At 69.1% G+C, this 24,073-nt stretch carries 23 protein-coding genes; 9 read left to right on the forward strand and 14 right to left on the reverse strand.

From position 1 onward, the window contains the following. Window positions 1-22 precede the first annotated feature (22 nt). The 5 genes from JHW38_RS14470 to JHW38_RS14490 form a co-directional block, all read right to left on the reverse strand. Window positions 23-580: a DUF924 family protein gene (locus JHW38_RS14470; RefSeq protein ID WP_207522058.1), complete on the reverse strand. Its 558-nt coding sequence runs from the start codon at window positions 578-580 to the stop codon at window positions 23-25. A 167-nt stretch (window positions 581-747) separates the two neighbouring features. Next, entirely contained in the window at window positions 748-1,308 is a 561-nt protein-coding gene (locus tag JHW38_RS14475; RefSeq protein ID WP_207522059.1) for a lysozyme inhibitor LprI family protein, read from the reverse strand. Window positions 1,309-1,433: 125 nt separating this feature from the next. Then, entirely contained in the window at window positions 1,434-2,474 is a 1,041-nt protein-coding gene (locus tag JHW38_RS14480; protein WP_207522060.1) for a serine hydrolase domain-containing protein, read from the reverse strand. Continuing rightward, entirely contained in the window at window positions 2,471-3,364 is an 894-nt protein-coding gene (locus JHW38_RS14485; RefSeq protein ID WP_207522061.1) for a hypothetical protein, read from the reverse strand. The genes JHW38_RS14480 and JHW38_RS14485 overlap by 4 nt, the downstream gene beginning before the upstream one ends. A gap of 45 nt (window positions 3,365-3,409) precedes the next feature. Continuing rightward, complete coding sequence (locus JHW38_RS14490) at window positions 3,410-4,186, reverse strand: AMP nucleosidase (protein WP_207522062.1); 777 nt, start codon at window positions 4,184-4,186, stop codon at window positions 3,410-3,412. 146 nt (window positions 4,187-4,332) lie between these two features. Here JHW38_RS14490 and JHW38_RS14495 point away from each other — a divergent pair, with 146 nt between their 5' ends. From JHW38_RS14495 to JHW38_RS14525, 7 genes are all read left to right on the forward strand, one after another. Beyond that, window positions 4,333-5,799, forward strand: a complete 1,467-nt coding sequence (locus JHW38_RS14495; protein ID WP_207522063.1) for an amidohydrolase — start codon at window positions 4,333-4,335, stop codon at window positions 5,797-5,799. Between the two features lie 41 nt (window positions 5,800-5,840). After that, on the forward strand, window positions 5,841-7,121 hold the full coding sequence (locus JHW38_RS14500) for an amidohydrolase family protein (protein WP_242690943.1): 1,281 nt from the start codon (window positions 5,841-5,843) through the stop codon (window positions 7,119-7,121). A gap of 631 nt (window positions 7,122-7,752) precedes the next feature. Next, window positions 7,753-8,157: a DUF1761 domain-containing protein gene (locus JHW38_RS14505; RefSeq protein WP_207522065.1), complete on the forward strand. Its 405-nt coding sequence runs from the start codon at window positions 7,753-7,755 to the stop codon at window positions 8,155-8,157. Window positions 8,158-8,166: 9 nt separating this feature from the next. Continuing rightward, the gene (locus tag JHW38_RS14510) at window positions 8,167-8,799 is read left to right on the forward strand and encodes a 2-hydroxychromene-2-carboxylate isomerase (RefSeq protein ID WP_207522066.1); all 633 of its coding nucleotides are present in this window, start codon (window positions 8,167-8,169) and stop codon (window positions 8,797-8,799) included. 108 nt (window positions 8,800-8,907) lie between these two features. Continuing rightward, complete coding sequence (locus tag JHW38_RS14515) at window positions 8,908-9,855, forward strand: DegV family protein (RefSeq protein ID WP_207522067.1); 948 nt, start codon at window positions 8,908-8,910, stop codon at window positions 9,853-9,855. A 208-nt stretch (window positions 9,856-10,063) separates the two neighbouring features. Continuing rightward, window positions 10,064-13,519 carry an amidohydrolase family protein gene (locus tag JHW38_RS14520; protein ID WP_207522068.1) on the forward strand — a complete coding sequence of 1,152 codons (3,456 nt, stop codon included), beginning with the start codon at window positions 10,064-10,066 and terminating at the stop codon, window positions 13,517-13,519. Between the two features lie 235 nt (window positions 13,520-13,754). Then, a complete protein-coding gene (locus tag JHW38_RS14525) occupies window positions 13,755-14,099 on the forward strand; it encodes a hypothetical protein (RefSeq protein ID WP_207522069.1) in 345 nt (114 codons plus the stop codon). 3 nt (window positions 14,100-14,102) lie between these two features. Here JHW38_RS14525 and JHW38_RS14530 read toward each other — a convergent pair whose 3' ends face one another. The 4 genes from JHW38_RS14530 to JHW38_RS14545 form a co-directional block, all read right to left on the reverse strand. After that, entirely contained in the window at window positions 14,103-15,089 is a 987-nt protein-coding gene (locus JHW38_RS14530) for an ADP-ribosylglycohydrolase family protein (RefSeq protein WP_207522070.1), read from the reverse strand. Continuing rightward, entirely contained in the window at window positions 15,086-15,466 is a 381-nt protein-coding gene (locus JHW38_RS14535; RefSeq protein ID WP_207522071.1) for a cupin domain-containing protein, read from the reverse strand. The genes JHW38_RS14530 and JHW38_RS14535 overlap by 4 nt, the downstream gene beginning before the upstream one ends. Before the next feature lie 86 nt (window positions 15,467-15,552). Then, the gene (locus JHW38_RS14540; RefSeq protein ID WP_207522072.1) at window positions 15,553-15,759 is read right to left on the reverse strand and encodes a twin transmembrane helix small protein; all 207 of its coding nucleotides are present in this window, start codon (window positions 15,757-15,759) and stop codon (window positions 15,553-15,555) included. Between the two features lie 40 nt (window positions 15,760-15,799). Continuing rightward, window positions 15,800-16,120 carry a hypothetical protein gene (locus tag JHW38_RS14545; protein ID WP_207522073.1) on the reverse strand — a complete coding sequence of 107 codons (321 nt, stop codon included), beginning with the start codon at window positions 16,118-16,120 and terminating at the stop codon, window positions 15,800-15,802. 273 nt (window positions 16,121-16,393) lie between these two features. On the opposite strand from JHW38_RS14545, the gene JHW38_RS14550 reads away from it, so the two are divergent. Further along, window positions 16,394-17,812, forward strand: a complete 1,419-nt coding sequence (locus JHW38_RS14550) for a PLP-dependent aminotransferase family protein (RefSeq protein WP_207522074.1) — start codon at window positions 16,394-16,396, stop codon at window positions 17,810-17,812. Here the strand turns inward: JHW38_RS14550 and JHW38_RS14555 are convergent. Continuing rightward, window positions 17,730-18,194, reverse strand: coding sequence for an MmcQ/YjbR family DNA-binding protein (locus JHW38_RS14555; protein ID WP_207522075.1), 465 nt, complete (start codon window positions 18,192-18,194; stop codon window positions 17,730-17,732). The genes JHW38_RS14550 and JHW38_RS14555 overlap by 83 nt on opposite strands. A gap of 123 nt (window positions 18,195-18,317) precedes the next feature. Further along, complete coding sequence (locus JHW38_RS14560) at window positions 18,318-18,725, reverse strand: GFA family protein (protein WP_207522076.1); 408 nt, start codon at window positions 18,723-18,725, stop codon at window positions 18,318-18,320. Window positions 18,726-18,828: 103 nt separating this feature from the next. Between JHW38_RS14560 and JHW38_RS14565 the strand changes: the two genes are divergently transcribed. Further along, complete coding sequence (locus JHW38_RS14565) at window positions 18,829-19,785, forward strand: helix-turn-helix transcriptional regulator (protein ID WP_207522077.1); 957 nt, start codon at window positions 18,829-18,831, stop codon at window positions 19,783-19,785. A gap of 144 nt (window positions 19,786-19,929) precedes the next feature. Here JHW38_RS14565 and JHW38_RS14570 read toward each other — a convergent pair whose 3' ends face one another. Genes JHW38_RS14570 through JHW38_RS14580 form a run of 3 tightly spaced genes read right to left on the reverse strand, consistent with a single transcriptional unit; the run spans window position 19,930 to window position 23,766 of the window. Further along, on the reverse strand, window positions 19,930-21,900 hold the full coding sequence (locus JHW38_RS14570; protein ID WP_207522078.1) for a GMC family oxidoreductase: 1,971 nt from the start codon (window positions 21,898-21,900) through the stop codon (window positions 19,930-19,932). Continuing rightward, on the reverse strand, window positions 21,897-22,403 hold the full coding sequence (locus tag JHW38_RS14575; RefSeq protein ID WP_207522079.1) for a hypothetical protein: 507 nt from the start codon (window positions 22,401-22,403) through the stop codon (window positions 21,897-21,899). The genes JHW38_RS14570 and JHW38_RS14575 overlap by 4 nt, the downstream gene beginning before the upstream one ends. A 13-nt stretch (window positions 22,404-22,416) precedes the next feature. Beyond that, a complete protein-coding gene (locus tag JHW38_RS14580; protein WP_242690944.1) occupies window positions 22,417-23,766 on the reverse strand; it encodes a hypothetical protein in 1,350 nt (449 codons plus the stop codon). Window positions 23,767-24,073: the final 307 nt, after the last annotated feature.

Below are 24,073 nucleotides of genomic sequence, written 5' to 3' on the forward strand. Positions count from 1 at the left end.
CTCCTACAGGGGGCTCGCCGACTCAGCCCTTGAACCCGCCGCCATCGAGATAGGCCTGTTCCTCGGCCGTCGTCGCCCGCCCCAGTACCGTATTGCGGTGCGGAAAGCGCCCGAACCGCTCGACGATCTGCTGGTGCTGCACCGCCCACTGCGCCGGATCGCTGCCGTCGTCGGACGGCGGCAGCCCGCGATGCAGGTCGACCGAGCGCTGCTGGTCGGCCGGGTCTTCGGAATGCTCGAACGGCAGATAGAAGAACGGCCGCAGCGCCGCCTCGATCTTCTGGTCGTGGCCGAGCTCCAGCGCACGCCGCGCGTAATGGCGCGCCAGCGGATCGGTGGCGAACGCGTGGGCGCTGCCGCGGAACACGTTGCGCGGAATCTGGTCGAGCAGGATCAGCAGCGCGAGCGCCGACTCGGCGTCGCGCTCGACCCAGTCGTCGTGCTCGCGCCGCGCGGCGGCGAAGTGCGCTTCGAGAAAGCCGCTGCGGCATTGCTGGTCGAAGCGGTCGTTGCGGTCGAACCAGCGGTCGGGGCCGGCGTCGCGCCAGAAGGCGACGACGTCCTGGGCGGTGATGGACATGGCGGATCCAGAGGGGAGACGGAGCCGAACCGTAGCACGACCGCTGAGGTCCGACTGTAGGAGCGACGCGAGTCGCGACTGCGACAACGCAACTGCGGCGATGGTTGCGGCGTAGGTGCGTTGTCGCAGTCGCGGCTCGCGCCGCTCCTACAGGTAGGCCAGCAAGATCAGGCCTCGCCGAGCTGCGTCTCCAGCTCGTTGATCCACGCCACGGTGATGCTTTCCATCGTCACCGCATAGATCAACGGCCGCACCGAACCGGACGAATACGACTGCGCGACGAAGCGCGCATGCTGCTCGCGGAACGCCTGCCAGGCCTCGTGCGCGCGCTCGAACGCGAGCCGGCCGTCGCCGTCGAGCTGTTCGCGCAGGTGCGCGACCACGCCGTTGAGGCGCGCCTGTTCGCGGCCGAGTTCGGCCATCGCCTGGCGGTTCATCTCGGCCTGGCTGACCGCCTCGTCGCCCTGGTCGCGGGCGATCGCCTCGGCCTTGTCGACGTAGCTGTCGGCCACGCGCGCGGCGTGCTCGGCCTTGCCGATCAGGCGGTTTTCGAACCGGCGCAGTTCCTCGACGCTGGTGTGCGCGCCGTCCAGTTCCTGTTTGAGCGCGAGCAACTGCTTGCCGCGCTCGATCGCGTCGACGGTGCCGCGACGTTCGGCGATGCGTTGGATGAAGTAGAAGGCCCAGGTGAGCAGGGCGCCGATGACGGTGAAGATGAGCTGTTCCATGACCTGTCCTCCGGTCGTGGAGCACAGTGTCGTGCGCGGGGGTCTCAGGCCTTCGGATGTCGCGTGTCGGGCGTCTCAAAACCCTGGAAAAAACAGGGGTTTTCGCAATCCCGTCAATGAATCGTTCAGTGCGTCCGCGCCGCCGTCAGCAGCGCGCGCAGGAGGTCCTGCGAACGGCGCTGGCCGTAGCCGCGGCCGTAGGCGCTGGACTGGATCGCCACCACCATGCGCAGCGACGGCACCAGGTAGAGCTTGTTGCCGCCGTTGCCGGACGCGAACACGACTTCGATCTCGTCGGAACCGATGCGCTGCGTCTTGCGATACCAGAAGTAACCGTACTCGTCGGCGTAGGGATCGACCGCGCCGATGCGCACGCGCGGCGCCAGGATCGCGCGCAGCGTGTCGGCGCGCACGATCTCGCGGCCCTGCCAGCGGCCGCCGTCGAGCGCCATCTGGCCGATGCGGGCGAAGTCGCCCGCGCGCAGCGACAGGTTGCCCTGGCCTTTGGCGTGGCCGCCGGCGTCGCGCTGCCAGCGCCAGTCGGCGATGCCGAGCGGCGCGAACAACTGCGCGTTCGCGAATTCGTCCAAAGGCTGCCCGGTCGCGCTTTCCACGCACAATCCGGCGAGGTAGGCGGTCAGCGAGTTGTAGGCGTAGCGCGTCCCCGGCGCCTCGCGCCGCGGCACCGCGAGCGCGAAGGCGACCGGATCGGCGGCTTCGTCGAGGCGATCCTCGTTGCCGGGCGAGTCGGCGCGCTCGTCGTCGGCGTCCAGGCCCGAACGCATGCTCAGCAGATCGCCGGCGCGCACGCCGGCCAAGGCCTTGCCGCGCGCAGGCAGGCAGCGCGCGACGGGTTGCTCGAAACGCAGCCGCCCGCGATCGACCGCGATCCCCGCGAGCAGCGCGGTCACGCTCTTGCCGGCGGAGCGGATGTCGTGCAGCGATTGCGCATCGGCGCCGTTGTAATAGCGCTGCGCGACGACCGCGCCGTCGCGCAGCACCACCACCGCCTTGAGGTCGGCGCGCGCGTCGCCGTCCCAGCGCGCCAGCACGCGTTCGAATGCGGCGTCGGCGGCCGACGCCGGCGCGGCCAGCGCCAGCCACGCCAGCAGGCCGCAGCCGCAGCGCAGCAGCCGGCGCACCGCGCCGCGGCGCGACGCGCTCAAGGCGTCCGCTCGCGGCCGCCGAGGAACTGGTTCCAGGCCGAATACAGATCCGAATCGTCGGCGCGCTTGGCCACGATCAGGTCGGCCGCTTCGACCCGCGTGCGCAGCTCGCCGTCGCGATCCACGGTTTCGCCGACCTTCGCCAGCAGGCCGTCCGGCGCCAGCGTGGGCGCCTGTTCGCGCGCGAAGCCGATCATCCCGGCCAGGCGCCCGCGCGCCTGCGCCAGCGCCGCGCGCAACGCCGCGGCGTCGCCGGCGAGCCAGTAATCGGCGTGGGCGCGATAGATCGCCGGCCATTCGCGTTGCGGCGAACGCGCCTCGGCGAGCGCCTTGCGGTATTCGCGCGCGCTCAGGCCGGGCTTGCGCTGTTCGACCTGGGCGACTTCGGCTTCGATCTCCTGCGCAGTCTTGGCCTGCAGTTCGTGCACCGGCGATTGATAGGCCAGCCGCAGCGGCCGCACGCCACGACCGGCGCCGAGCGGCCGCAGCTCGGCCAGCACGATCAGCGCCGACAAGTCCTGGCTCATGCCGTAGCGCAGCGACAGCTGCGCGGCCGGGCCTGCGTCGCGGTGCAGCGCGGTCTTCAACGCAGCGCTCTCGGCGGCCACGTCGACTCTCGGCGCGAGCCGCTCGCGTTCGGCCAGGCTGGCGCGGCGCAGCTCCGGGGTCGAATTGAGCAGCGCGTTGAGGCCCAGGCCGACCACGCCGCCGACCCGCCACCATTCCTCGTCGTTGTTGCCGGCGGGATGGAAATAGAACACGCCCAGCTGCGGCTGCGCGATCAGTTCGTCCGCAGCCGGTGCGGCGGGCGGCGGCGGCTCGTCCGCCGCGGCGGACGAGCCCGCGACGCACAGCGCCGCCAGCAGGAAAACGACGGCGATGGTGCGCATGGAGGCTCCTTTGTCCGGATGCAACGCCTGTCCGCGGCGTTGTGTTTACTCGTCGAAACGCAGGTGCCGCACCGACTTGCCGTGGCGGCGGATCAGCTTCAGCGCTTCGATGCCGACGCCGATGTGGGTGTCGACGTAGCTGGCGCTGACCTTGGCGTCGGAGGCCTCGGTCTTGACGCCTTCGGGGATCATCGGCTGGTCCGACACCAGCAGCAGCGCGCCGCACGGGATGCGGTTGGCGAAGCCGGCGGCGAACACGGTCGCGGTCTCCATGTCGATGGCCATGCAGCGCATCGCGCGCAGGCGCTCCTTGAAGGCCTCGTCGTGCTCCCAGACCCGGCGGTTGGTGGTGTAGACGGTGCCGGTCCAGTAGTCGTGGCCGAGGTCGCGGATCGTGGTCGACACTGCGCGCTGCAAGGCGAACGCCGGCAGCGCCGGGACTTCGGGCAGCAGGTAGTCGTTGGAGGTGCCTTCGCCGCGGATCGCCGCGATCGGCAGGACCAGGTCGCCGAGTTCGTTCTTGCGCTTGAGCCCGCCGCACTTGCCGAGGAACAGCACCGCCTTGGGCGTGATCGCCGACAGCAGGTCCATCATGGTCGCGGCGTTGGGGCTGCCCATGCCGAAGTTGATCATGGTGATGCCGTCGGCGGTCGCGCTCGGCATCGGCCGGTCCAGGCCGACCACTTGCGCGCCGGTCAGGCGGGCGAAGGTGTGCAGGTAGCCGCCGAAGTTGGTCAGCAGGACGTGTTCGCCGAACTGGTCCAGGGGCACGCCGGTGTAGCGCGGCAGCCAGTTTTCGACGATCTGTTCTTTGTCTTTCATGGGTTTTTCCCGTTTTTGTTGTTGTAGTCCGAATATTGTCGCACGGCCATGACCATCGTCAGGCTTGGCACGGCCGCGGGCGGCGGCTACGGTTCCGGGGCTGGCCCGGCGCCGGCGCCTTATGTCCGCGTTCTTCGGGGGAAACCATGTTCCGACCGTTCCTGGCCGGCTGCGGCCTGGCCTTGCTCGCCAGCGCCGCGCAGGCCGCCGCGCCCGCCTCCTCGCCTGCGTCTAACTCCCGTTACACCCAGGACCCGTATCCCAGCACCTACAAGCCGCTGGCGTCCGGCCCCGTGCTGCTGCGCGGCGCGACCGTGCTGACCGGCACCGGCCAGCGCCTGGACGGCGCCGACGTGCTGCTGCGCGACGGCAAGATCGTCGCCGTCGGCAGCCAGCTCGACGCGCCCGCCGACGCCGCCCGCGTCGACGCCAGCGGCAAGTGGATCACCCCCGGCATCATCGACGTCCACTCGCACCTGGGCGTCTACCCCAGCCCGGGCGTAAGCGCGCACAGCGACGGCAACGAAATGACCAGCCCGGTCACCCCGAACGTGTGGGCCGAGCATTCGATCTGGCCGCAGGACCCGGGCTTCGCCACCGCCCTGGCCGGCGGCATCACCTCGCTGCAGATCCTGCCGGGCTCGGCCAACCTGATCGGCGGCCGCGGGGTCACGCTGAAGAACGTGCCGGCGGTCAGCTACCAGGCGATGAAGTTTCCGGCCGCGCCGTGGGGCCTGAAGATGGCCTGCGGCGAGAACCCCAAGCGCGTCTACGGCAGCCGCAACGTTTCGCCGGGCACGCGCATGGGCAATGTCGCCGGCTACCGCGCGGCCTTCATCGACGCCAGCGAGTACCTGCGCAAGACCTCGCCCAAGGCCAGCAAGCCGGCGAAGAAGCGCTGGTGGCAAAGCTCGACCGCGTCGACCGCGGGCAGCGACAGCGAGAAGGACACCGGCGGCAAGCGCGACCTCAAGCTCGACACCCTGGCCGGCGCGATCAAGGGCGACATCCTGGTCCACATCCACTGCTACCGCGCCGACGAGATGACCACGATGCTCGATCTGGCCAAGGAATTCGGCTTCAAGGTCGCCGCGTTCCACCACGGCGTGGAGGCGTACAAGATCGCCGACCGGCTCGCCGCCGACGGCGTGTGCGGCGCGCTGTGGGCCGACTGGTGGGGCTTCAAGATGGAAGCCTTCGACGGCATCCAGGAGAACATCGCCATCGTCGACCGCCCGGCCAACAGCTGCGCGATCGTGCATTCGGATTCGGAGGAAGGCATCCAGCGGCTCAACCAGGAAGCGGCCAAGGTGATCGCGCACGCGCGTCTGGCCGGGATCGAGATCGCGCCGGAGCGCGCGATCCGCTGGCTGACCCAGAACCCGGCCAAGGCGCTCGGCATCGGCGAACGCACCGGCACCCTGGAGGCCGGCAAGATGGCCGACGTGGTGGTGTGGAACGGCAATCCCTTCAGCGTCTACGCCAAGGCCGAGCAGGTCTACATCGACGGCGCGCGGGTGTACGACCGCAACGATCCTTCGCGCCAGCCCAAGTCGGACTTCATGCTCGGCCAGCCGGCCGCGCAGGGTTCGGCGAGCGGAGGTGTGCGATGAGCCGCTTCGTCTTCGTTTCGTCCCGCACCGGAGCCGCCCGCATGCGCCGCACCGCCCTCGCCGCCGCGCTGCTGTGCGCGAGCTTCGCCGCGTCCGCGCAGAACGTGCTGATCCGCAACGCCACCGTCCACACCGCCACCGCGCAGGGTTCGCTGGAGAACGCCGACGTGCTGGTGTCCGGCGGCGTCGTGCGCGCGGTCGGCAAGGGCTTGAGCGCGCCGGCCGGCGCGCAGGTGATCGACGCGGCCGGCAAGCCGGTCACGCCGACCCTGTTCGGCGGCATCAGCGAGATCGGCCTGGAGGAAGTCTCCGGCGAAAAATCCACGGTCGACCAGACCGTCGCGCTCGGCGCCGACACCAAGGAAATGACGGTGCGGCCGGAGTTCGACGTGACCTTGGCCTACAACCCCGACTCGGTGCTGATCCCGGTGACCCGGATCGAAGGCATCGGCTGGACCCTGCTCGGCGCCGGCACCGCCACCGGCGGTTCGATCGTCGCCGGCCAGGGCGGCGTCGAGCGCCTGGACGGCGGCGCCGACCCGATCGGCCCGCGCGTGCTGTTCGTGCGCCTGGGCAAGGACAGCCTCGGCCTCAGCGGCAGTTCGCGCGCGGCGCAGTGGATGATCCTCGATCAACTGATCGACGAAACCCGCGGCCGCATCGGCGCGGACAACCACGCCGCGCTGCTGACGCCGGCCGGCCGCGCCGCGTTGCAGAAGTACTTCGGCGGCGGCGGCCGGATCGTGTTCGGCGTCGACCGCGCCGCCGACATCCGCCAGTTGCTGCGCTGGTCGTCGCGGCATCAGCTGCGCATCGCCATCGCCGGCGGCGCCGAGGCTTGGCGCTTGGCGCCGCAACTGGCCGCGGCCAAGGTGCCGGTGTTCGTCAATCCGCTGTCGAACCTGCCCAGCGATTTCGATCAGGTCGGCGCCAGCATGGAAAACGCCGCGCGCCTGCGCGCCGCCGGCGTAGCGGTCGGTTTCAGCGAAGGCGGCGCCTCGCACAACGCGCGCAAGGTGCGGCAACTGGCCGGCAACGCGGTCGCCGCCGGCCTGCCGTGGGCCGACGGCCTCGCCGGGCTGACCCGGGTGCCGGCCGAAGCCTTCGGCGTCGCCGGCGAAGTCGGCGCCATCGCCCCGGGCAAGCGCGCCGACCTGGTGCTGTGGAGCGGCGACCCGCTCGACGTGGCCAGCGTCGCGTTGCAGGTGTGGATGGACGGCCGCGCGATCGAGATGCGCAGCCGGCAGACTGAGCTGCGCGATCGGTATCTGCATCCGGACAACGGGTTGCCGCGGGCGTATCCGGTGCCGGTGGGGCGCTGAGGCGGGCGGGCGCTTGTTGCAGCGGACCTCACCTATCGTCGTTCCCGCGAAAGCGGGAACCCGGGGCTTCATCGAGGGATGGCTCTGAAGTCTCTGGATCCCCGCGTTCGCGGGGATGACGGCTTGTAAGAGCGCAACGCAACCCACCTATCGTCATTCCCGCGAACGCGGGAATCCAGGGCTTCATCGAGGCATGACTCTGAAGTCTCTGGATCCCCGCCTTCGCGGGGATGACGGCTGGAACAGACGCGGCGAAACCTACCTACCGTCATTCCCGCGAATGCGGGAATCCAGGGCTTCATCGAGGCATGACTCTGAAGTCTCTGGATCCCCGCCTTCGCGGGGATGACGGCTGGAACAGACGCGGCGAAACCCACCTACCGTCATTCCCGCGAATGCGGGCTCCGCTTTACTTCGGCGAAGCCGAACATCCAAGGCTTCATCGAGGGATGACTCTGAAGTCTCTGGATCCCCGCCTCCGCGGGAATGACGACTGGAACGAACGCGGCGAAAGCCACCTTTCGCACCCACCACCCCCGCGGCGTATGCTTGCCGCACGGCGCGCCACGCCGCCGCGCGCCCGCTCCACTTGGCCGGCGCCCGCCTTACGCCACCGCTTCCGGAGTCCCGCATGAACATCCCCGTCGACCAGGTCAACTGGCTCGCCATCGCCGCCGCCACCGCGTCTTCGTTCGTCCTCGGCGGGCTGTGGTACGGGCCCTTGTTCAAGAAGGCGTGGTGCCGCGAAGCCGGCGTCGACCCGGACGCCAAGCCCGCCCACGCCGGCCGCGTGTTCGCCACCGCCATCGTCTGCTCGCTGCTCGCGGCGACCATCTTCGCCGCGCTGATGCCGCCGCAGGCCAACGCCGTCGACGGCTTCGGCGTCGGCTTCGTGGTCGGCCTGTTCTTCGTCTCGATGAGCTTCGGCATCAACTACGCGTTCGCCGGCCGCAGTTTGAAGCTGTGGATGATCGACAGCGGCTACCACATCCTCCAGTTCGTCCTCTACGGCGTGATCCTCGGCGCCTGGAAATAAGGAACCGCGATGGACGCCCCCGCGCTGCGCTGGTACTTCGATTTCATCTCGCCGTTCTCCTACCTGCAGTGGCGCAAGCTGCGCGAGCTGACGCACGAACGTGCGGTCGCGCTGGTGCCGGTCGCGTTCGGCGCGGTGCTGTCCGCGCACAGCCACAAGGGCCCGGCGGAGATTCCGGGCAAACGCGAATTCACCTACCAGCACGTGCTGTGGCAGGCGCGCCGCGACGGCGTGGCGCTGCGTTTCCCGCCCGCGCATCCGTTCAACCCGCTGGCGGCGCTGCGCCTGTGCGTGGCCGCCGGCAGCGGCGCGGCGGCGGTCGATGCGATCTTCGACTGGATCTGGCGCGACGGCCGCGCCGGCGACAGCGTCGACGCGCTGGCCCCGGTCGCCGCCGCGCTCGGCGTGCCGGCCGAGGCGATCGGCAGCGACGCGGTCAAGGCCGCGTTGCGCGCGAATACCGAATCGGCTTTGCTGGCCGGCGTATTCGGCGTGCCCACGCTAAGCATCGGCGCGCAGTTGTTCTGGGGCAACGATGCGCACGAGTTCGCCCTTGACGCGCTGCAACATCCCGAATTGCTTGAAGATCCCGAGATGCAGCGCTTGAAACAGCTGCCCGTAGGCGTTCAGCGCCGGGGCTGAACGAACGCCCCCGAGGCCGCAAAACGCGTGAGTGCGTGACGGCCGCCGCCGAAGGTATGCTGCCGGTCACATTCGATAGCCACGCGCCAAGAACCCGGGGGGGGACCCATGCGCATTGGAATCGTCGTCGACTCCGCTTGCGATCTGCCGCTGGAGTATTTCCAGCAACACAACATCCATCTGTTGCCGATCACCGTGCGCATCGGCCAGGCGGTGCTCGCCGACCATCGCAACGAACAGGCCACGCTGCAGTTCCTCAACGCGCACCTGGGCGAACGCGGCTTCGAGGCCGAGACCACGCCGTTCACCGTGCAGCAGGTGCGCGACCTGTTCGTGAGCCAGCTGGCGATCGACTACGATTACGTGTTCTGCATGACGATCACCAAGACCCGCAGCCCGGTGTTCGACAACGCCAATCAGGCCAGTTTCGCGATCCTCAACGACTACAAGCCGGTGCGCAGCGCGGCCGGCATCAACACGCCGTTTTCGCTGCGCGTGATCGACACGCTGAACCTGTTCGCCGCGCAAGGCATCACCGCGGTCGAGGCGGTGCGCATGCGCGACGCCGGCGAAGCGCCGCCGAAGATCCGCGCGCGGCTCGAGCAACTGGTCAACAACACCCACGGCTATCTGATCCCGCGCGACCTCAACTACCTGCGCGCGCGCACCCGCCACCGCGGCGACCGCAGCGTGAGCTTCCTCAGCGCGACCCTCGGCACCGCGCTCGACATCAAGCCGGTGCTGCACTGCAACCGCGGCGAAACCGGGCCGATCGCCAAGATCAAGACCTACGAGGCCGCGGCGCAGAAGCTGCTGGAATTCGCCGCGCGGCGGGTGACCCGCAACGAGCTGCTGACCCCGACCGTGTGCCTGAGCTACGGCGGCGAACTCGGCGAGCTGCGCGCCCTGCCCGGCTACGAAACCCTGCGTCTGGCCTGCCAGGAGCACAAGGTCGAGTTCTACGAGAGCCTGATGAGCCTGACCGGCATGGTCAACATCGGCCGCGGCGCGCTGGCGCTGGGGCTGGCGACGGAAAGCGCCGCGTGGGACGGCTGAAGGCTTCGGGCGGCTGCCTGTAGGAGCGGCGCGAGCCGCGACCGCAACAACGCAGTTGCGGCGATGGTTGCGACGTAGTTGCGTTGTCGCGGTCGCGGCTCGCGCCGCTCCTACAGAGGTTTCGTGGCCGAACAGGACTTCCAGCCCAGGCCCGCGGCACGCGCGCCGGGTTAGCCTGCGGGCCTTGTCCGTCCCAGGTAACCGCTCGATGCCCAGCCACCGCCTGCTCGCCCTCGCGCTCGCCAGCGCGCTCGCCGCCCCGGCTTTCGCTCAAACGCCGGCGCCTGCGCCGCAGGAGCGCAAAGGCCAGGACGCCGACAAACCCGCCGCGCAGCTCGAACAGGACGCGCTGAAGCCCGCCGGCACCGATCCGGCGCGCGCGCCGGCGGCGACCGCCAAGGGCGCGTCGAAGGGCGCCGACAAGGACGAGAAGAAGTGGGACGTCAGCGCCGCGCACGGCCCGACCAAGAGCATCGCCTTCGACACCGACGAAGGCACCTGGATGGACCTCGACGTCGCCCCCGACGGCCGCGAGATCGTGTTCTCGCTGCTCGGCGACATTTACCTGCTGCCGATCGCCGGCGGCCAGGCGCGCCGCATCAGCCAAGGCCCGGCCTGGGACGTGCAGCCCCGGTTCTCGCCCGACGGCCGCCAGATCGCCTTCACCTCCGACCGCGGCGGCGGCAACAACCTGTGGCGCATGAACCGCGACGGCGGCAACCCGGTCGCGGTCACCAAGGAAGACTTCCGCCTGCTCAACAACCCGGCGTGGACGCCCGACGGCCAATACCTGATCGGCCGCAAGCACTTCACCGGCGAACGCTCGCTCGGCGCCGGCGAGCTGTGGATCTACCACGCCGCAGCCGGCGGCGGCGGCCTGCAGCTGACCAAACAGAAGAACGACCAGCAGGATCTCGGCGAACCGGCGGTGTCGCCGGACGGCCGCTACGTCTACTACTCCGAAGACGTCACCGCCGGGCCGAGCTTCCAGTACAACAAGAACCCGCACGACACCATCTACGCGATCAAGCGCCTGGACCGCCAGACCGGCAAGAGCCAGACCGTGATCGACACCGCCGGCGGCGCGGTGCGCCCGCAGCCCTCGCCCGACGGCAAGTCGCTGGCCTTCGTCAAGCGCATCCGCGAGAAGTCGGTGCTGCACGTGCTCGACCTCGCCAGCGGCGAAGCGCGGCCGGTGTGGGACGGGCTTTCGCACGACATGCAGGAAGCCTGGGCGATCTTCGGGCCTTACGCCAACTTCGCCTGGACCCCGGATTCCAAGTCGGTGGTGATCTGGGCGCAGGGCAAGCTGTGGCGCGTCGGCATCGCCGACGGCAAGCCGGCGCAGATTCCGTTCAACGCCCACATCGAGCAGACCGTGGCGCAGGCGCTGCGCTTCGAACAGAAGCTCGACGCCGGCCGCTTCGACCCGAAGATGATCCGCGACGTCGCCACCAGCGCCGACGGCAAGACCCTGATCTTCCACGCGGTCGGCCAGCTGTGGCGCAAGCGCCTGCCCGACGGCAAGCCCGAGCGCCTGACCGGCAACGACAACCTCTACGAATACCAGCCCAGCTTCAGCGCCGACGGCGGCAAGCTGCTCTACACCACCTGGTCGGACGCCGCGCTCAGCGCGATCTACGTGACCGGCGCGGGCGGCGGCGGCGGCAAGCGCCTGACCCAGGACAAGGGTTTCTACTACAGCCCGCGTTTCTCGCCCGACGGACGCCGCATCGTCTACGCCAAGACCGGCGGCGGCGGCCTCACCGGCAGCCTGTGGTCGGTGGACCGCGGCATCTACGTGATGAACGCCGACGGCGGCAAGCCCACGCGCGTGGCCGCCAGCGGCGAGTCGCCGCAGTTCAGCGCCGACGGCAGCCGCGTGTATTACCTCACCGGCGGCGGCTTGAAGAAGAAGCTGATGTCGGTCGGTTTGAACGGCGAGGACGAGCGCGAAGTCTTCAACCTCAAGTACGTCGACTCGATCAGCATCAGCCCCGACGGCAAGTGGGTCGCGTTCACCGAACTGTTCAACGCCTACGTCGCGCCGATGATGACCGGCAGCGGTTCGGTCGAACTCAGCCGCGACAGCAAGGCGCTGCCGGTCGCCCAGGTCAGCGCCGACGTCGGCAGCTATCTGCATTGGTCGGCCGATTCGAAGTCGCTGCACTGGATGGTCGGCAACCAGTACCACTCGCGTCCGCTGAACCAGGCGTTCGCGTTCCTGCCAGGCGCGCCGGCGACGATCGCCAAGCCCTCGTCCGACGAACGCGGCGTCGCGGTCGGGCTGGAGGTGCCGGTGTACGCGCCGAAGGACACCGTCGCCTTCACCCACGCGCGCGTGGTGACCATGCGCGATGCGGACAAGGCGCAGGAAGTCATCGAGGACGCGACCGTGGTCGTGCGCGGCGACGAGATCGTCGCGATCGGCCCGAGCGGCTCGGTCGCGGTGCCGGCCGGCGCGCGCAGCATCGACGCCAGCGGCAAGACCATCCTGCCGGGCTACATCGACGTGCACGCGCACGCCTCGCACTTCGGCCAGGGCGTGGTCCCGCAGCAGAACTGGGCGTACTACACCAACCTGTCGTTCGGCATCACCACCATGCACGACCCCTCGGCGACCACCGAGTTCGTGTTCTCCGAAGCCGAACTGGTCAAGGCCGGCAAGATGGTCGGCCCGCGCGTGTTCTCGACCGGCACCGTGCTGTACGGCGCCGACGGCGATTTCAAGGCGGTGGTCAATTCGCTCGACGACGCGCGCAGCCATCTGCGCCGGATGAAGGCCAACGGCGCGTTCTCGGTCAAGAGCTACAACCAGCCGCGGCGCGAGCAGCACCAGCAGATCAACCAGGCCGCGCGCGAGCTCGGCATGCTGGTGGTCGAGGAAGGCGGATCGACCTTCAACCACAACCTGCCGATGATCCTCGACGGCGCCACCGGCATCGAGCACAACATCCCGGTCGCGCCGTTGTACAAGGACGTGGTCGAGCTGTGGCGGCAGACCGACGTGCGCAACACGCCGACGCTGGTGGTCAGCTACGGCGGTTTGTCCGGCGAATACTGGTGGTACGCGCGCGACAACGTGTGGGAAGACAAGAAGCTCAACCGCTTCTTCCCGCGCGAGACCCTCGATGCGCGCTCGATCCGCCGCGAGACCGCGCCGGACTGGGATTACTGGCATGTGCAGGTGTCCAAGTCGGTCAAGAAGCTGCGCGACGCCGGGATCAAGATCCAGGTCGGCGGCCACGGCCAGTTGCAGGGCCTGTCGGCGAACTGGGAAATCTGGATGCTGACCCAGGGCGGCATGAGCAACTTCGAAGCGCTGCGCGCGGCGACCATCGACGGCGCCGACTACCTCGGCCTGTCGAAGTCGCTGGGCTCGCTGGAACCCGGCAAGAAGGCCGACCTGGTCGTGCTCAACAGCAATCCGCTGGAGAACATCCGCGCCACCATCGACACCCGCTATGTGATGGTCGACGGTCGATTGTTCGACGTCGACGCGGACATGGCGGAAATCGGCAACCAAGGCGAGAAGGCGCCGCTGTTCTATTGGCAGCGCCACCGCGACGGCCGCACCTTCGGCGCCGAATACGGGCCGACCTCGGTCTGCCATTGCCCGAAGGGCCACGGCCCGCATCCGGCGCACGAGGACGAGGCGGACTGAGCCTCGCCGCCGGGTGTCGCCGCAACGGCCCCGCTGCGCGCGGGGCCATTGCGTTCGCGCCGCCGCGCTTGCGGCGCCGGCGCCTGCTTAGCCAATCACGGATCGGTGCGGCCGCGGCGCGCAACAATGCGCGCCGATCCGGCCGCGCTGTGCTACATCTGCTGCGTTGCGTTCACGCGCGACCCATGCCGCGCTGCTTACCCTGAACGCGCCACCACTTCACCGAGATCCGCGAATGGCTACCCGTTACTTCCTCAGCATTCCCGATTCCGAGCGCGCGCGCGGCAGCGACGCCGACCTGTCCTTCACCGCGGTCAGTTCCGAAGGCTTCGCAGCGCAGTTGCAGGCGGCCTTGCGCAGCGATGCGCTGTTCGAGCGCTGGCGCGCCAAGCAGCCCGATCCGGACGAAGTCGATCCCAGCCTCGGCGCGACCGATCCGGGCGCGACCGTGACCGGCGAGCAGCGCGATCTGCGCCAGGACCTGACCGTGGTGACTTCGCTGTCGGGCACGGTGCTCAAGCATCGGCTGCGCTTGCTGGCCGGCAGCGGCTGGGAACTGCGCGACGTCACCGCCGCCTGAGGTTCAACGCGGCGGTTCGGTCGGCGCCGCGTCGGCCGACGCCGCATCGAACGGTTCGGCCTCGAACGGTTCTTCGGACAGGACCAGCAACGCGTCGGCCATCGCCGCGATGTCCTCGCGCATGACCAGACGTTGCAGCCACGCCGGCGGAATCGCCTCCACGCCGTAATGCGCACCGGCGATCTGTCCGCAGATCGCCGCGGTCGTGTCGGCGTCGTCGCCGAGATTGGCCGCGCGCAATATCGCCGCTTCGAACGAATCGGTGTGCAGGAAACACCACAGCGCCGCTTCCAGCGATTCGACGCTGTAGCCGCTGCCGCGGATTTCGTCCTCGCGCTTGCCGGCGTACGCGCGTGCGTGCAGCGCCGCGACTTTCTCGCTTTGCGGCGGCGGCATCGCCGGGGTCAACACCGCCTCCTTGCCTGCGCCCATCAGCGCCGCGCGCAGCTGGCTGGCGAACAGGCGCGAGCAATCCAGCGCTTCGGCCGCGCCGTGGGTGGTGCGGGTGGACTCGGCCGCGTAGCGGCGGGTGCGCTCGGGATCGCGCCGCCACAGCATCGGCACCGGCGCCAGCCGCATCAGCGCGCCGTTGCCGGCCGTGCGCGGGTTCGGGTCGCCGGCATAGGGATCGCCGCTGCGCAGATAACGCTCCAGCGCCGCGGACACGGTCGTGCCGATATCGAAGCACTCGCCGTTGCTGCTCATGTAGCCGTGCGCGCGCCAGTTGCAGTACCGGTTCATCTGGTCGCGCGGGTCGAAGCCGCGGCAGTGCAGCAGGCTCGCGCCGAGGCACAGCGCCATCGAGGTGTCGTCGGTCCACTCGCCGGCGCGCAGGCCGAACGGGCCGCCGCCGGTCATCCCGGTCAACGGCGCGAAACTGCCGCGCGGCTTGAACTCGACCGTGGTGCCGACCGCGTCGCCGCAGGCCAGCCCGAGCAGGCAGCCGAGGTAGCGCGGGCGCAGCGCCTCATGATCGGTCTGCGCGCTCATGCGTCTTGCGCCTCCAGGTTTTCGTAGCACTCGGGCACGAAGCGCGGCGTGCAGATCGCCAGGAACACCAGATCGCCGTCGCCGGGATTGGCGATGCGTTGCGCGGTGTCGGCGGGAATGAAAGCGGTGTCGCCCGGACCGAGCTCGGCCGGCGCGAGCCCGCCGATCTCGATGCGGCCGAAGCCGCTCTGGATCAGATAGCGCTCGGCCGTGCCGCGCAGCCGGTGCAGCTGCGTGGTCGTGCCCGGCGCGACGCGGATGCGGGCGACGGACACCGATGCGTCGTCGGCCGAATTCCAGTGCTCGACCACGTGGCAGCGTTCGCCGATGTAGAACTCGGACAGCTCGTCGCGGCGGACGATGCGCGGCTCGGTCATGGCTCGGGTTCGTCAGTACGGGAACGCCGAGTCTAACGTCGCCGCGCTTGGGTCGATGGGAAACGACGCGGCGCAGCCGCGCCGGCTCAGACGCCGACGCCGTGCGGCTGCACCACCCCGGTGGCGATGCCGACGATCACCAGCGCGATCAAGGCGATGGAAAAACCGATCCGGCGCGTGAGCGCGTTGACCGTGCGTTTGCTGGCGCCCTTGTCGACCAGCATGTAGTACAGGCCGGCGCCCAGGTTGTAGAGGATCACGGCGAGGAAACCGGCGACGAACAGCAGTTTCATGGTGCGACCTTGCCCGTGCGGGCGATGGAGGACGGAAGGGTCAGACCGCGGCGCGGCCTGCGCGCAGCCAGCGCCAGCGCGCGATCAGCGCGGCGCTCAGCACGGCCAGGAACAGGCCGTAGGCGACCGAGGTCGCCAGCACCTGTTTCCAGATCGCGCCGGCGTGCGGGTCGGCGTTGTGCATGCCCCAATGCATGCCCCAGAACGCGGCCACGCCGGACAGCACCAAAGCGGCGCTGTCGAAGCAGGTGCGCGCGGCGTTGCGCGGCTGGCGCGGATAGGCCCAGAACAGCCAGCCCAGGATCGAGAACCAGGGGATGAACAGGATCAGCGCGAGGTTGAGTTCGACTTGCGGATTCATGGCTTCGGCAATCGAGTGCGGGTGGGGAGAACCGGCGCAGCCTTTGCTGCGGGGTCTATGGTTCGCCTATCGGTGCAGATTGCGTAGACTCAGATTCGGAGTAAAAAACCGGATCAGTCGCACTGATTCAAGAGAATAAAAAGCGGGGTTAGGGGTTGGGGACCTGGGGTTACGCGGACTGTTTCCCCCGATACGCACTTCCAGCCCTGCGCAACCGATCCGAGCCCGTCCCCCCTCAGTTCCCCAACCCCTAACCCCCAACCCCGCTCCTGCATGAAGCGCTACCAGTCCCTGGCCCACGACCTCGCCCGCTCGATCCGCCAGGGCCTGCTGCGCCCGGGCCAGCGGCTGCCGTCGGTGCGGCAGGCCAGCGCGGCGCGCAAGCTCAGCCCGGCCACGGTGTTCCAGGCCTACTACCTGCTCGAAGCGCAGGGGTTGGTGCGTTCGAAACCGCGTTCGGGCTATTACGTCGCCGAAGCCGCCCAGCGCCTGCCGCCGGAACCGGACACGCCGTCGGCGCCGGCCGGCGAATCGCGCCCGGTCGATGTCAGCGCGCTGGTGTTCGAGGTGCTGGAGTCGGCGATGGCGCGCGAGATCGTGCCGCTGGGCTCGGCGTTCCTGAGCCCGGCGCTGTTTCCGCTGGCCAAGCTCGGCCGGGCGATGGCGCACGAAGCCGTGCATCTGGACCCTCGCAGCACCGTCGACGATCTCACTCCCGGCAACGCCGAACTGCGCCGGCACATCGCCCTGCGCTATCGGGTCGAAGGGGTCGAACTCGGCGCGCAGGATCTGGTGATCTGCAACGGCGCGATCGAAGCGCTGAACCTGTGCATCGCCGCGACGACCCAGCCCGGCGACGCGGTGCTGGTCGAATCGCCGTGTTTCTACGCCGCGCTGCAAACCCTGGAGCGGCGCGGCCTGCGTGCGGTCGAGGTGCCGACCCACCCGCGCGAGGGCATCGAGCTCGGCGCGCTCGACGCGGCGATCCGCCGCCACGCGCCGAAGGCCTGCTGGCTGATGACCAGCTTCCAGAATCCGCTCGGCGCCAGCCTGCCCGAAGCCAAGACCCGCGAACTGGTGCAGTTGCTGGCGCGCCACGAGCTGCCGCTGATCGAAGACGACGTCTACGGCGAACTGCACTTCGGCGCGCGCCGGCCGCCGCCGGCCAAGGCCTTCGACACGCGCGGGCTGGTGCTGCACTGCTCGTCGTTTTCCAAGACCCTGGCGCCGGGCTACCGGATCGGCTGGGCCGCGCCGGGGCGTTACGCGCAGCAGGTCGCGCGGCTCAAGCTGACCAACACCCTGGCCACCTGCGTGCCGGCGCAGTTGGCGATCGCGCGCTACCTGCAACGCGGCGGCTACGAGCGCCACCTGCGCGGCCTGCGCAAGACCCTGGCGCAGCAGCAGGCGGCGTACCTGGACGCGGTGGCGCGGCATTTCCCCGCCGGCACCCGCGTCACCCGCCCCGACGGCGGCTATTTCCTGTGGATCGAGCTGCCGCCCGGCGGCGACGCGCTGGCCCTGCAGCGGCAGGCCGCGCGAAGCGGCATCAGCATCGCGCCGGGGCCGATGTTCTCGGCCGAACGCGGTTACGCGCGCTGCCTGCGGCTCAACTACGGCCACCCGCTCGATGCGCGGATCGAGCAGGCGCTGGCAACCTTGGGCGCGCTTTCGGCGGCTTCACCGGGGTGAGCCGCGCGCGCGTCGCTTCGCTGGCGTCTTGCAGGGCTTCTGCCTGGCGCTTGCGGGTGAGGTTGCCGAGCGCGCGCCGGTACGACCAGTCGACCAGCTCGCGCAGGTAGTCGGCCGGCAGCTGGCGCACATCGACCACGGTGACCCAGTGGTGGCGGCCCATGAAGCGCGCCGGCTTGACGCCGGGGATGCCGGTCAGCTCCAGGAACCGATCGGACTCGGTGCGGAAGCTGAAGCGCCAGCGTTCGGGTTCGCTGGTCTTGAAGTAGGCGAAGAATTTTCCTCCGACGCTGTAGACCAAGATGTTGGACGGCGCGGCATGGAGCGTTTCTTCGGCGCCGGGATAGGCGCGGCAATGCTTTTTGAGCGCGGTGGTGTCCATGGCGTCGGCGATTGCGGAGTCGTCGTTACGGAACTGTCGCGGTCGCGGCTCGCGCCGCTCCTACATGGGCTGCCTGTAGGAGCGGCGCGAGCCGCGACCGCGACACAGCAACTACCGCGTGCCTTACAAATGCGAGGTAATCGCCGGCGTCTCGAACCAGTTGTTGTTGGCGCCGTCCATGAACCGCACCGGCGCCGCGGCGAAGACCGAGTGGTCCACATCCAGGCAGGCGACGTTGACCGCGTAGTACTTGCCGCCGAGCTGCTCGAGTTCGCCGTCGCCGAACGCATGCACGCCGCAGGTCTTGCAGAAGCGGTAGCTGCCGCTGAAGGTGCCGAACTGGTAGTGGCCCATCTCGGCGATGTCGCCCTTGAGCAGGCGGAACGCTTCGGGTTTGGCGATCGCGCCCCACTTGCGCAGCTTGGTGCACATCGAACAATTGCAGCGCGAGGTGCCGGCGTCCAGGTCGAGGTCGACTTCGTAGCGGATCGCGCCGCAGTGGCAGCTGGCCTGGTAGGTCTGGACGGTCATGCGTTTCTCCGGTGGCGGTGGCGGGGCGGGTCCCCTGGGTCGCAGACAGAGTAACGCCGATTTGAGGACAGGATCTGTCCTCAATAACTTTTACACTGGGCCCATGCTCAAGACCTCGACCCGACTGCTGCGACTGCTGTCGCTGCTGCAATCGCGCCGCCACTGGACCGGGGCGGAACTGTGCGAACGGCTGGAAGTGGACGCGCGTACGGTCCGCCGCGACGTCGACCGGCTGCGCGAGCTCGGCTACCCGGTACAGGCCTCGACCGGGGTCGGCGGCGGCTACCGGCTGGCCGCCGGCGCGACCTTGCCGCCGCTGCTGCTCGACGACGACGAGGCGGTGGCGATGGTGGTCGCGCTGCGCAGCGCCGCCAGCAGCGTGGCGCGGATCGAGGACACCGCGGTCGGCCTGCTCGGCAAGCTCGACCAGTTGCTGCCGGCGCGGCTGCGGCGGCGGGTCGGCGCGCTGTACTCGGTGACCCTGAGCCTGGGCCAGAACGAGGAAAGCCCCGACGTCGACACCCTGACCGAGCTCGCCGGCGCCTGCCGCGACCACCGCCTGCTGGAGCTCGATTACAACGACCGCGGCGGCCGCGCCAGCCAACGCACGATCGAGCCGCTGCGCCTGGTCAACAGCGGCCGGCGCTGGTACCTGCTGGCCTGGGACCGCAGCCGCGACGACTGGCGCCTGTTCCGCGCCGACCGCATGCGCGCGCTGCGCTGCGGCGGCGGCTTCGTGCCGCGCAAGTTCCCCGAGGACGTGGCCGCCTACGTGCAGCGGTCGATCCGCCACATCGGCACCGGCGACGCCCTGCGCGTGCGCCTGCACGGCAACGCCGAACAGCTCGCGCCGAGCCTGCCGCCGTGGTGCGGCCTGCTCGAACACATCGACGAACGCCACAGCCTGCTGCACGTGCGCGGCGACAGCGCCGAGGAAGTGCTGGCGCTGCTGGCGCTGACCGGGGTTGAGTTCGAACTGATCGACCGCGACGAACGTCTGCCGCAGTTGCGCGAAGCCGCGCAGCGGCTGTTGCGCGGGCTCGAAGCGCCGGCGCCGTAGCCGCAAACGTTGCGGGTCGCCGAAGCCGCTGCCGCAACCGCAACGCCGCGCTGCCGGCGCAAGCGGCTCGCGCAAGAAGTCCCGGACGCAACGCGAACGGCGCCCAGTGCGGGCGCCGTTCGCAGGCCGAGGCCGGCCCTCACCTCAGCCGAGGTCCTTGAGCACGTTGTCCGCCGCCTGCAACGCCAGCGCGGCGATGGTCAAGGTCGGGTTCGCCGTCGCCGTGGTCGGGAACACGCCGCTGCCGACCATGTACAGGTTCTCGTGGTCCCACGATTGCTGGCGCGCGTTGAGCACCGAATTGGCCGCGCTGCTGCCCATCCGGTACGTGCCGATGATGTGGCCGGCGCCGTAGAACACGAAATTCTGCCCCTGGTAGCGGAACGTCGACGACGACGCGCCGCTGCCGCTGAGCACCGCGTCCGCCGGCGGCATGGTGTACTCGGTCGCGCCGAGCGCCTGGAAGATCTGGGTCGACACCTGCTTGGCCGACACGAAGGCGTTGCGCACGTAGTCTTCGCGGATGCGATAGGTCACCTGCGGCCGCGGCAGGCCGAGGTGGTCCTTGTACTGGGTCGACAGCGTCACCCGGTTGTCGGGATCGGGCAGTTGCTCGATCAGATAGCCGAGCCGCAACTGGCGGATGTAGACGCCGTTGAGCGTCTGCACCAGCTTGGATCCGTAGAGCTGGCTGAACGCCGGCAGGTTCGGATCGAAACGCAGCTTCTGTCCCTGCGCGTTGACCGAATTGCCGTTGAGCTGGCTGTTGTTCTGGCCGAACACGAAATCGGCCAGGGTGGTGTTGGGATCGTTGGCCGCCCAGTTCCAGCCTTCGTTGCCGATCTCGATGCGATAGGCCGCGCGCTGGCTGCGGAACGCGCCGTCGCGCGCGGCCTCGATGCCCGAAGTCGACAGCGGCCCGCGGAACGCATAGATCGGATCCTTGGCCAGGCCCCAGGCCAGATACATCACGTGGTCCATGAGGTTGCGCCCGACCTGTCCGGAACCGTTGGCCACGCCATTGGGAAAGCCGGGGTTGCCGTTGGACATCAGCAACAGCTTCGGCGTTTCGATCGCATGCGCGGCCAGGATGTAGCGCTTGCCGACCGCGGTGCCGCGGCCGCTGACCGGCCCGGTCTGGGTGTCGTAGGTCAGGTAGTCGATGCCGCTGACCTGGCTGCCGCTGAGGCGGATGTTGCTGGCCACGGTCTGGTACTGGATCTGCACGTTGCCGGTCTGCAAAGCCTCGGCCAGGGTCACGGTGCCGTCGTACTTGGCCTGGATCGGGCAGATCGGAATGCAGTTGGTGTTGCCCGCGCACTGGCGGCGCTTGCCCGGACGCGAGTTGCGGCCCTGCGGCGTCGGCGTCACGAACAACGGGATCCCGTCGACCTTCAGCGAGGTCACCTTCTGCTGGTACAGCGCGTCGTTGAGCGACATCACGATGCCCGGCATCGGGAAATCGTAATTCGGCCCGTACACGCCGCTGGGCTGCACGTTGAAGGTCTTGTACAGGTCGACCATCGGATCGCGGTCGCTGGACACGCCGATCACATCGCTCGCGGCGCGGTAGTACGGCAACAGCTGGTTGTAGAACGCGATGCCGCCGGGCCAGTCCACGCCCTGGCCGTACTTGGTCTTGAGCTGGAAGTCGTTCGGCAGGTGCATCAGCGAAGTACCGAGCCAATGCCAGGTGGTGCCGCCGGCGACGCGCTCGTAGGAACTGCCGAACGCGAACGTCATCTGCGGGTCGGTCGCCGCGATCGCCGCCTGCGCGCCGTAGACGAAATAGCACTGCTTCGGGTTCTGCCACGCGCCGATCTGCAGCACCGTGTAGCGCGGCGTGTTGAGCGTTGCCGGATCGGGCTGGCCGAGCGGATTGCCGGCGCTGCCGGCGCCTTGCAGCACCGGCGGATACGGCGATTCGGGGGTCTTGGCGTTGGCGGTGAAGAAGGTCTGCAGGTAAGCCTCGCGGCTCTTGGGCACCGGCGGCCCGCCTTCGAGGATCAGCACCTTCTTGCCGGCCTTGCCGAGTTGGTAGGCGATGATCGAGCCGGAGATGCCCGAGCCCACGATCACCACGTCGAAACCGCCGGGAGGCGTCGCGATGCTCATACCGGGTTCTCCAGATAGGCCGACAGCGGCGGCGGATTGCTGGCCCAATAGCCGTAGTTGTAGGTGGTGCTGCCCATCGGATGCGACTGCATCACCCGCCACACCAGGCCCTGGGTGTAGCTGTCGGCGGACAGCACGGTGCTGAAGGTCTGGCCGCCGGTCGACGAATTGCCGTCGCTCTGCACGGTCGGCCAGGCGCCGGCGTACCACAGGAAGATCAGCTGGCGCATCGCCAGGATCTGCGCCGCGCTGGTGCCGCTGCCGCCGAGCATCTGGCCGACGATCTGTTCTTCGCTGCCGGGCTTGCTGCCGCCGGCGACGAACAGCGTCTTGTAGCGCTCCAGGATCTGCTCGGCCATGCCGGTGGGCAGGTTCTCGTCGAACGCGGCCAGATACGCGCTCTTGATGTCGATCGTGTCCAGCTGCGGCGCGATCGCGTCGCTGCTGAAGCCGGTCAGGCCCACGCTCATGCTGACGAAATAATCCATGTAATCGAACACCATGTTCGCTGTCCCCTTATTGCGCGCGCTGCAGCAGGTAAGTGAAATCCGAGGTCAACCCGGTCGTCATCGTCGCGTTGTTGTGGCAGTCCATGCAGCTCGACGAGGCGCGCGGCACGCGGCCCTGGATGTAGGTTTCCAACGTGGTGTTGGCGAGGAAGGCCGGCGCCGGGTTGCCGGTGGGATCGATCGGATTCTTGGCGTTGGTCGGCCACTGCGTGCTGATCAGCTCGTAGTTGGCCCAGACCGTGCCCGGGTAGTTCTTGCTCAGCAGCGCCTGATAGGTCGCGTTGAGCCGCTTGGTCGAATCGGTCAGCGCAATCTCGCGCATCACCTGGGTCGGCTGGGTGTAGGCGTTGTTCGGATTCCACGGCCGCGGCGGCGGCTGGTTGACCTGGCAGGTGGTGCAGGCCTTGTTGTAGAAGTTGTAGTGGGCCTTGTCGATCGGCTCGCCCTGGGTCGGCACGTTGTCGACGTGCTCGAAGCTCGACCACACCCACTGCGGCTCGCCCTGGGTCTTGTGCGCGATGTGCAGGCCGACCAGGCCCACGGTTTGCAGCTTGCACGCCGCCTGCACGCCCTCGTGTTCGCCGGGATTGGTGTAGACCAGCGCCTTGGCGGTGTGGAAGCGGGCGGCGACGTCGTTGGCGCCGAGCACCTTCCAGGCCGACTTGACCATTATCGCGCCGACCTGTTTCGAGTTCGGCGGCAAGGCGAAATTCGCCGGCTTGCCGAACTTCTTCTGTCCGGCCGCGCTGTACAGGCCGTTGCTGACGATGTTGTCGAACATGTCCTGGTTGGTCAGGATCGCGAAGCGCACGTACTGGCCGTTCTGGTCGATCAGCGGGCCGGTCTCGAACGGTTCGCCGCTTTCGTCGAGCACGTTCGGGGTCTTGCCGACCTGGGTCAGATGCAAGGTCGCATCGCCCAGGCCCTTGCACACCGCCGGCGGCGGCGTGTCCTGGCCCCACGGCGGCGGGGTCGCGCCGCCGGGCAGGAAGATCTCGCGGCTTTCCTTCCAGTTCTCCCACACCGTCGGCACGTCCGGGCCGATGGTCGCGCCGGGCTTGGGATTGCCGTCGGGCCCGGCCGGCCAGTTCACTGCGATGAAGGACTGCCACGAGAACAGATCGAAATCGTCCTGCAGCGCCTGCAGGTCGGGATTGCTCTGCGGCACGCTGACGTCCTGCGGAATGGTCGAACTCAGCGGCGGCGGCGGCGGCGCGTTGTTCCACTTCTGTTGCGGGCGCGGCGGCGCGCCCGCTTCGGAGCGGACCTGGCCGTCGCTGCAGGCGCCCAGCGCGAGCGCCAGCGCGGCGGCCGCCAACGGCAGCGCGCGCGGGTAGGTGCGGAAGATGTGCGGCATGTACGGGCCCCTGTGCTCCTCGATGGACGCAGCGGAGGCTTCCGCTGCGCGGCGAGGCGGCCCGGGCGCGTTCGCCGGCACGCGCGCACGCGCCCGTGCGGGCGCGGCGACGTCGGCTGGCTGGCGATGCGCGGGCTGCTTCGCGTCGGGGACGCACGCTAACCGCGCGCACGCGGCAAAAGTGCGATAGCGCAAGCAAAAGCCGCGCGAACCGCGCAAGCGCGACTTCGTCCGGCGCATTTGTCCTCGGCGCGGACGCGATTGCGTATGAACCTGTGGGGCGCTGCGGCCCGCGCGCGCGCAGCGC

This window comes from Lysobacter enzymogenes (genome assembly GCF_017355525.1).
Classification (GTDB): Bacteria; Pseudomonadota; Gammaproteobacteria; order Xanthomonadales; family Xanthomonadaceae; genus Lysobacter; species Lysobacter enzymogenes_C.

Excerpts from the sequence above, each read along its gene's own strand:
- JHW38_RS14550 (WP_207522074.1), top strand. The coding sequence starts at position 16,394 with ATGAAGCGCTACCAGTCCCTGGCCCACGACCTCGCCCGCTCGATCCGC.
- JHW38_RS14470 (WP_207522058.1), bottom strand. The coding sequence starts at position 580 with ATGTCCATCACCGCCCAGGACGTCGTCGCCTTCTGGCGCGACGCCGGC.
- JHW38_RS14570 (WP_207522078.1), bottom strand. The coding sequence starts at position 21,900 with ATGAGCATCGCGACGCCTCCCGGCGGTTTCGACGTGGTGATCGTGGGC.
- JHW38_RS14495 (WP_207522063.1), top strand. The coding sequence starts at position 4,333 with ATGTTCCGACCGTTCCTGGCCGGCTGCGGCCTGGCCTTGCTCGCCAGC.
- JHW38_RS14485 (WP_207522061.1), bottom strand. The coding sequence starts at position 3,364 with ATGCGCACCATCGCCGTCGTTTTCCTGCTGGCGGCGCTGTGCGTCGCG.
- JHW38_RS14505 (WP_207522065.1), top strand. The coding sequence starts at position 7,753 with ATGAACATCCCCGTCGACCAGGTCAACTGGCTCGCCATCGCCGCCGCC.
- JHW38_RS14500 (WP_242690943.1), top strand. The coding sequence starts at position 5,841 with ATGCGCCGCACCGCCCTCGCCGCCGCGCTGCTGTGCGCGAGCTTCGCC.
- JHW38_RS14510 (WP_207522066.1), top strand. The coding sequence starts at position 8,167 with ATGGACGCCCCCGCGCTGCGCTGGTACTTCGATTTCATCTCGCCGTTC.
- JHW38_RS14520 (WP_207522068.1), top strand. The coding sequence starts at position 10,064 with ATGCCCAGCCACCGCCTGCTCGCCCTCGCGCTCGCCAGCGCGCTCGCC.
- JHW38_RS14580 (WP_242690944.1), bottom strand. The coding sequence starts at position 23,766 with ATGCCGCACATCTTCCGCACCTACCCGCGCGCGCTGCCGTTGGCGGCC.
- JHW38_RS14565 (WP_207522077.1), top strand. The coding sequence starts at position 18,829 with ATGCTCAAGACCTCGACCCGACTGCTGCGACTGCTGTCGCTGCTGCAA.
- JHW38_RS14555 (WP_207522075.1), bottom strand. The coding sequence starts at position 18,194 with ATGGACACCACCGCGCTCAAAAAGCATTGCCGCGCCTATCCCGGCGCC.
- JHW38_RS14475 (WP_207522059.1), bottom strand. The coding sequence starts at position 1,308 with ATGGAACAGCTCATCTTCACCGTCATCGGCGCCCTGCTCACCTGGGCC.
- JHW38_RS14545 (WP_207522073.1), bottom strand. The coding sequence starts at position 16,120 with ATGAATCCGCAAGTCGAACTCAACCTCGCGCTGATCCTGTTCATCCCC.
- JHW38_RS14560 (WP_207522076.1), bottom strand. The coding sequence starts at position 18,725 with ATGACCGTCCAGACCTACCAGGCCAGCTGCCACTGCGGCGCGATCCGC.
- JHW38_RS14525 (WP_207522069.1), top strand. The coding sequence starts at position 13,755 with ATGGCTACCCGTTACTTCCTCAGCATTCCCGATTCCGAGCGCGCGCGC.
- JHW38_RS14530 (WP_207522070.1), bottom strand. The coding sequence starts at position 15,089 with ATGAGCGCGCAGACCGATCATGAGGCGCTGCGCCCGCGCTACCTCGGC.
- JHW38_RS14575 (WP_207522079.1), bottom strand. The coding sequence starts at position 22,403 with ATGGTGTTCGATTACATGGATTATTTCGTCAGCATGAGCGTGGGCCTG.
- JHW38_RS14490 (WP_207522062.1), bottom strand. The coding sequence starts at position 4,186 with ATGAAAGACAAAGAACAGATCGTCGAAAACTGGCTGCCGCGCTACACC.
- JHW38_RS14540 (WP_207522072.1), bottom strand. The coding sequence starts at position 15,759 with ATGAAACTGCTGTTCGTCGCCGGTTTCCTCGCCGTGATCCTCTACAAC.
- JHW38_RS14515 (WP_207522067.1), top strand. The coding sequence starts at position 8,908 with ATGCGCATTGGAATCGTCGTCGACTCCGCTTGCGATCTGCCGCTGGAG.
- JHW38_RS14535 (WP_207522071.1), bottom strand. The coding sequence starts at position 15,466 with ATGACCGAGCCGCGCATCGTCCGCCGCGACGAGCTGTCCGAGTTCTAC.